Annotated in this window: 5 protein-coding genes; 3 read left to right on the forward strand and 2 right to left on the reverse strand. The window is 39.4% G+C overall.

Annotated features, from left to right (window positions below):
• Positions 1 to 2 precede the first annotated feature (2 nt).
• On the reverse strand, positions 3 to 1331 hold the full coding sequence (locus tag CXF76_RS14935; RefSeq protein WP_007583068.1) for a DEAD/DEAH box helicase: 1329 nt from the start codon (positions 1329 to 1331) through the stop codon (positions 3 to 5).
• Between the two features lie 208 nt (positions 1332 to 1539).
• On the opposite strand from CXF76_RS14935, the gene trhO reads away from it, so the two are divergent.
• The 3 genes from trhO to CXF76_RS14950 all read left to right on the forward strand — a co-directional run bounded on the left by trhO (position 1540) and on the right by CXF76_RS14950 (position 5305).
• Positions 1540 to 2547, forward strand: coding sequence for an oxygen-dependent tRNA uridine(34) hydroxylase TrhO (gene trhO / locus CXF76_RS14940; protein ID WP_024590153.1), 1008 nt, complete (start codon positions 1540 to 1542; stop codon positions 2545 to 2547).
• A 148-nt stretch (positions 2548 to 2695) separates the two neighbouring features.
• Entirely contained in the window at positions 2696 to 4591 is a 1896-nt protein-coding gene (locus tag CXF76_RS14945; protein ID WP_024590154.1) for a DUF294 nucleotidyltransferase-like domain-containing protein, read from the forward strand.
• 3 nt (positions 4592 to 4594) lie between these two features.
• Positions 4595 to 5305: a 3'-5' exonuclease gene (locus tag CXF76_RS14950; protein ID WP_024590155.1), complete on the forward strand. Its 711-nt coding sequence runs from the start codon at positions 4595 to 4597 to the stop codon at positions 5303 to 5305.
• 242 nt (positions 5306 to 5547) lie between these two features.
• On the opposite strand, the gene CXF76_RS14955 is transcribed toward CXF76_RS14950, so the two are convergent.
• Positions 5548 to 7128 (reverse strand): BCCT family transporter, encoded by a 1581-nt coding sequence (locus CXF76_RS14955; RefSeq protein ID WP_024590156.1) that lies wholly within the window; start codon positions 7126 to 7128, stop codon positions 5548 to 5550.
• Between the last annotated feature and the right edge of the window lie 79 nt (positions 7129 to 7207).

The raw sequence follows: 7207 nt of genomic DNA on the forward strand, positions 1-7207 counted from the left end.
AATTATTCCTGCTCAGTCTTTTTTTTACGGCGCATTGGTGTATCGCCATCAATGTTCATTGGTGCTTTAATTGGTGCTGTTGGCTTTTTAGGTTTGGCTTTGCGTTTAAATACAGGCTTTTTAACAGCGGCGGATTTTTCTTTAGATTTATCCCACGTTGCCTCAGGCTTTTTCTCTTTTAAACCTTTAAACTTAGCTTTTAAGCCCTCTACGCTCGCAAATTTTAACTCATCATTTAAAAATGCTTTAATAGCTAAATAACTTGCCCAATCTTTTGGGCCAACTAATGAAATTGCGTTACCTTTAAAGCCTGCTCGTCCTGTACGACCTATGCGGTGTACATATTCTTCAGCGTGTTTTGGCAAATCAAAGTTAATAACATGCGTTACACTTAGTAAATCTAAACCACGAGATGCAACATCGGTTGTGATTAATATTTTAAAGTTTTCGCGACTAAACGAATCCATTATATCTAAACGTTTATTTTGTGTTAAATCACCAGCAAGCGCTACAGACTTGAAGCCTTTAGCATTAAGCGCTTCACTCAAGCGACTCGTGTCAGAACGTGTTGCTGTGAAGATAATGCATTGACCAACATCATCTTGATTCAAAAAGTGCTCTAATAGCGCTTCTTTATGGTCAAGGTGATCGGCTAGATATAAAGTTTGTTTAATATCGCTATGTTGCTCGTTCGCTGCACTTAGCGTAATTTGCTTTGGTTTTTTTAATAGGTTACGTGATAGAGCATCTACTTGTGCATGGTCAAGTGTTGCAGAAAACAATAACGTTTGACGTAAGCGGTGATTAGCTTGCTCGTTAATCATTTTTAACTGCTCGGTAAAGCCTAAATCTAAAATACGATCGGCTTCATCAAAAATAAGCAGTTCTAGTCCACTCAATTGTAATGAGCGTTTTGTAATGTGATCAGCTAAACGCCCAGGTGTAGCAACTACGAATTGTGGGTCGTTTCTAAGTGCTTTTATTTGGTCATTAAAGTTTTCGCCACCAAGTATTTTTACGGCCTTAATGGCTGTGCCTGCAATTAATAAACGCAGCTGGGTAAATACTTGCGTAGCAAGCTCACGAGTAGGAGCAACAATAAGTACACGAGGATCGCGTTTACTGAGTGCTTTTTGTTTCATAACCCTTTGTACAGCAGGTAATAAAAACGCCAAGGTTTTGCCCGACCCAGTTTTAGACTGAGCGAAAATGTCATGCCCTGCAAGTGCGGTAGGCACTGCATGCGCTTGAATATCGGTGGGCTGGGTGATCCCTTGATGTGCTAGTTGTGTTTCAAGGCGTGTATCAATCCCAAGATCAGTAAACTGCAATGTGTGTTTCTCCAAAATGAGCAAATTAAGTCTATAAATTTATCAGCGCATTATAGCTTACACAGATAGGTCGCTAACAGTAAAAACCAATCTATAGCGCTATTTTTTGCAATTAAACTAAAAAAGCGTAAAATACGCGCCCCATATGCGCCGGATTTACGATTCGGTAAACGCCAATACTGGCTAACAAGGCAAAATAGGAAATATAATGACTGTTGTTCATAAAGATAATGTAACGGGCGATCACTTTGTAGTATGTGCGCTGTATAAATTTGTTGGTTTACCTGGATTTGAAGCTATCCGTAAGCCTTTGCTTGAAGTGATGGAAGCAAATGAAGTACGCGGTACTTTACTACTCGCTGCCGAAGGTATAAACGGCACTGTTTCTGCAAAACGTGAAGGGATAGACAACTTATTAGCCTGGCTTGATGAGCAACCAAATTTAAAAAACATCGTAACAAAAGAATCTTACGATGATGAATGCCCGTTTTACCGCACTAAAGTAAAACTAAAAAAAGAAATTGTAACGATGGGCGTTGAAGGCGTAGATCCGCTTAAAGTTGTGGGTAGCTATGTAAAGCCAAATGAGTGGAACGCACTTATATCTGATCCAGAAGTAATTTTAATTGATACACGTAATGATTACGAAATTGAAATTGGTACATTTCAAAATGCAGTCGATCCAAATACTAAAACCTTTCGCGAATTTCCACAGTGGGCTAAAGAAAACTTAGACCCTGAAAAACATAAAAAAGTAGCGATGTTTTGTACAGGTGGTATCCGCTGCGAAAAATCGACGGCCTACATGAAAGAGCAAGGTTTTGACGAAGTTTATCATCTTGAAGGCGGCATTTTAAAATATCTAGAAGAAGTGCCAAAAGAAGAAACCATGTGGGAAGGCGAATGTTTTGTATTTGATAATCGCGTTGCGGTTGATCACGACTTACAAAAAGGCTCTTATGATCAATGCCACGCGTGCCGTATGCCAATTACAGAAGACGAAAAGTTAAAGCCTGAATACATGGAAGGTGTATCTTGTCATCATTGTATTGAAGAAGTGACAGACGAGCAACGGACACGTTTTGCGGAGCGCCAAAAGCAAATAGAATTAGCGCAAGCCCGTGGTGAAGGCCATATTGGTAATGAGGCACAGGCTGTTTTACAGCAACGTAAAGAAGCCAAAAAAGCCCAAAAAGACGCTCAGCGCGGTAAATAAATTTTTACAATAAGTATTACATTTAAAGGGTCTATTTAGACTCTTTTTTTGTGCCCAAAATTGTGCAGTAATTGTTTTCACACTCCGATGATAGTGTTAATCTGCAAAACAGATTTAGTCATTTTAATGCGCATACAGGAAGGGATTTATGCAAGCCGAACAAGTTGAAATCGCACAATTTTTAGCACAACATCCTCCTTTTGATGACTTACCTCAAAAAGCGCTTAATGAGCTAGCTCAACAAGTAGAAGTTGCTTATTTTAGAGCAAAAACAGATATTTTGAGTTTTGGACAAGACATATCTGATTTGTATGTGATTAGAAGTGGTTCTGTAGAAATGTATCGCCGAAATGGTGAGCTATACAATCGTTTGGCCATCGCAGGGATATTTGGTCAAATGGGTTTATTGATGAACCGTAAGGTGCGTTTTCCTGCAACTGCTCTTGAAGATACGTTAGTTTATTGTATAAATGTTGAGCTATTCAATCGTTACTGTGATGAGTTTGATGCGTTTGCTGATTACTTTGAAACAGACGGTAACGTACGTTTGCATCAAGCTATTGTTGAACAAGCCGATGGCAATGACCTTACAACAGCTAAAGTAAAATCATTAATTCACAGAGATGTAGTCACCGTAGATGCAACCTCTACAATACAAGATATCGCTAAATTAATGACCGAAGAGGCGGTATCGTCAGTTTTGGTAACCGATGTAAATAAACCAATAAACGACGATCCTGAGGAAGATGATGGACAAGTCGTTGGCATTATAACCGATAGGGATTTACGATCAAAAGTAGTGGCTAAAGGGCTTAGCTTTAATACACAAGCAAAAGATATTATGTCTACTAACTTAGTGCTTTTAGACGCTAATGACTATATTTTTGAAGCAGTACTTGCCATGCTCAGAGATAATCTCCATCATTTGCCCGTAGTACAAAAAAGACGTCCTATAGGAGTTATCTCCCTCTCTGATATTTTACGTTACGAATCGCAAAGCAGCTTATTACTTGTACGCGGCATACTTGCTCAACAAACAATTGAGGATTTAGCCCATTATGCACGCCAATTGCCCAATGTATTTGTCCGTATGGTTAATGAAGATGCAAATTCACACATGATTGGTACTGCCATGGCCGTTATAGGACGTACATTTAAACAAAGATTACTTGTATTAGCTGAAGAAAATTTTGGTCCACCTCCCGTTCCTTATTGTTTTATTGCACTGGGCTCAATGGCTCGCGACGAGCAACTTATTGTAACTGATCAAGATAACGCACTAATTTTAGATGACAGTTACGATGACGAAAAACATAACGCGTATTTTCAAAGTATTGCCGATTTTGTGTGTGATGGCTTAGCGCAGTGTGGTTACACCTACTGTGATGGAGAAATAATGGCGTCGTTTAAAAAATGGCGTAAAACTCGCTCAGAGTGGTTTGATCAATTTGCTGATTGGATAGCCCAGCCAAAACCACAAGCACTGCTTAATAGCTCTATATTTTTTGATTTAGACGGTGTATGGGGCAAAACCAAGTGGGCCGACGAGCTTAAAATATTTATAGCGAAACAAAGTAAAGTGAATCGTATATTTCTAGCAAATATGGCGGCAAATGCTCGAAATAGGACACCACCTCTTGGCTTTTTTAAAGGCTTTGTTATGGAGCATAACGGCCAACATAAGCGTTCAATGAACTTAAAACGAAGAGGTACTGCACCACTTTCTGATGTTATACGTGTACACGCATTAGCTATTGGTTCGCGTAAACAAAACTCGTTTGAGCGATTAGAAGACATTATTGAAGCTAAGCTATTACCGCAGGGTAAAGCGCAAGATTTACGTGATTCACTTGAGTATATTGCCATGATGCGAATTCGCCATCAAGCGTGGCAAATAGAGAAGGGCGAAGAGCCTGATAACGACTTAGACCCACATTTACTGTCTCCTTTTGAACAGCGAAACTTGAAAGAGGCATTCGCTATTTTAGAAAAAGCACAAAGCTATTTGAAATTTAGCTACACAGCAAACTCAGGTGTGAAGTAGCCTATGAACCCGCGTAATTACAAAGCAGTTGATTGGCAAGCTAGATATAACGAGCTTGCCAACAGCACCGAAAATAAACTTCTAAAACACTTTTATGCAGGTGCTTATAATCAAGATAAAGCCGCTGTAGAAGATGTGCCTTTCGTAGCAATGGACTTTGAAACAACAGGTTTAAATAGCCAAAACGACGATATTGTGAGTGTTGGCTTAGTGCCGTTTAATTTAAAGCGTATTTATTGCAAACACAGCCGGCATTGGGTTGTTCAACCAAGACGTAACCTGCATGAAGAGTCTATTTTAATCCATAGAATAACGCACTCTGAGGTCGATGACGCCCCAGACTTTAATCGAATTATTGAGCCTTTACTTGAAGCGCTAAGTGGTAAAGTTGTCGTGGTACATTACGCCGCAATAGAACGCCATTTTTTAAATAATGCGTTATTACTAAGGCTTAAAGAAGGTATTGAGTTTGCTCTTGTTGACACAATGGAGCTAGAAAAAAGAGCACTAAAAGAGAGGCAAGGTTTATTAGGCCGATTATTTAATACAAAACTAGGCTCGCTCAGATTAACAGATTGCCGTGCGCGTTATTCCCTACCTGCGTACCAAAATCATAATGCGTTAACGGATGCACTTGCCACAGCTGAGCTTTTACAAGCGCAACTGAGTCATCATTACCGTGTAGATACTCCAATCTCAGAGTTGTGGGTATAATACTAATACGCAATAATACTTTAATCATATTGAGGGTTAAACCTGACGCTAGCTGCGTTAAAAATTTCTCATTTAGAGCAACTAAATAAAGAAATTTTGCCTTACTATCGAGAAGTTTTTCCTGCCACAAAATAGATCACTTTATTAAGCGAATGGGTATAACCTTAAATAGTTAAATAAAAATGCGCCGCAAAAATTGCGGCGCTTTCGTTACTAATTAAAAGTATTGCTTACTAAAAGTATTATTTAACTGGGCGAGGCTCAGTTCGTAAACCTAAAACTAAGCTTAAACACATAAACAACAATACAATAGTAAATGGCAAGCCTGTAGAAACAGCACCTGCTTGTAGTGCTTCGATTGCTTGTGTACCACCAATCCAAAGTAAGGCCGCTGCAATTGCGCCCTCTACCGTTGCCCAAAATATACGTTGTGGCACCGGTGCGTCAATTTTACCGCCAGCTGTAATTGAATCAATGACTAATGAGCCTGAGTCAGATGACGTAATAAAAAATACTAACACTAATATAATCGCAATAAATGATAAGATATTAGATAGAGGTAATGCATCAAACATCTGGAACATAGCTAAAGGGACATCAGTTAAACCATTAGTGCCTAGTGCACCAACACCATTAACTACTTGATCAATAGCAATACCGCCGTATATAGACATCCATAAAATGGTAACAGCAGTAGGGACGAGTAATACCGCAATTAAGAACTCACGAATTGTACGACCACGTGATACACGCGCGATAAACATACCTACGAACGGTGACCAAGAAATCCACCAAGCCCAGTAAAATACAGTCCAGCCATGCATCCATGTTTCGTCTTCACGGCCGTGAGGATTACTCAATGGAATAATGTTTTCTACATAGCCCATCACGGTAGTCGGTACATTACCCATTGCTACAGCAAAGCCCACTAAACAAACAAACAATAATAATGAGAAAGCAATTAACATGTTTACATTACTTAGCAGTTTCACACCACCGTCAATACCGCGAACCACAGAAACAATGGCTAAAAGTGTTACACCCGCAATAACTAGAATTTGAGAGCCAATGCCACCTTCTGTACCAAATACATGGTTAATACCTGCAGAGGCTTGTTGAGCACCTAAACCTAAAGATGTTGCAAGGCCAAATAACGTAGCAAGTACAGCTAAGATATCAATGATATGACCAGGCCAACCCCATGCTCTATCACCTAATATAGGATAAAAAATAGAACGAATAGAAAGCGGTAAACCTTTGTTATACGTAAAAAATGCAAGAGATAAACCAACAACAGCGTAAATAGCCCAAGGATGAAGACCCCAATGGAACATAGTTGCGCCCATTGCTAATTTTGCAGCTTCTGGTGTATTAGCGGCTACATTAAGTGGTGTTTCGTACCAACCAGTAAAGTAAGCAACCGGTTCAGCAACGCCCCAAAACATAAGGCCGATACCCATACCTGCAGCAAATAACATAGCAAGCCATGAAACTCGAGAGTGAGAAGGTTTAGCATCATCACCACCAAGGCGAATATTCCCGTAAGGAGAAACAATAAGTGCTAAACAAAAGAGTACAAAGAAGTTAGCAGCCCACATAAATAGGGCATCAAAATTATTAATAATATCGGTCTTGATACTATCAAGCGCTGTTTTTGCAGTTTGTGGGTCGGTAACAAGTATGGCGATTAAAAAGATGACAATCAGGCCCGCACTAGTTCCAAAAACAGGGTTGTGTATATCAAAACCCCACTTTTGTACGTTGTCCTGACCTACGGTGTAGTCCGTATTGTCAATACTATATTTGTCATGATTTTCCTTCATGCAATACCTCTTTAGTTGTCCTAACAAGCCAAAATAAATTCGGCGTCATATCGAATTACATTAGCCTTTAAATATTAAG

It is taken from the genome of Pseudoalteromonas sp. 78C3 (assembly GCF_002836695.1).
Taxonomy (GTDB): domain Bacteria; phylum Pseudomonadota; class Gammaproteobacteria; order Enterobacterales; family Alteromonadaceae; genus Pseudoalteromonas; species Pseudoalteromonas arctica.

What these genes read in the sequence shown, in the direction of transcription:
- CXF76_RS14950 (WP_024590155.1), top strand. Translation starts at nt 4,595, where the DNA reads ATGAACCCGCGTAATTACAAAGCAGTTGATTGGCAAGCTAGATATAAC.
- CXF76_RS14945 (WP_024590154.1), top strand. Translation starts at nt 2,696, where the DNA reads ATGCAAGCCGAACAAGTTGAAATCGCACAATTTTTAGCACAACATCCT.
- trhO (WP_024590153.1), top strand. Translation starts at nt 1,540, where the DNA reads ATGACTGTTGTTCATAAAGATAATGTAACGGGCGATCACTTTGTAGTA.
- CXF76_RS14955 (WP_024590156.1), bottom strand. Translation starts at nt 7,128, where the DNA reads ATGAAGGAAAATCATGACAAATATAGTATTGACAATACGGACTACACC.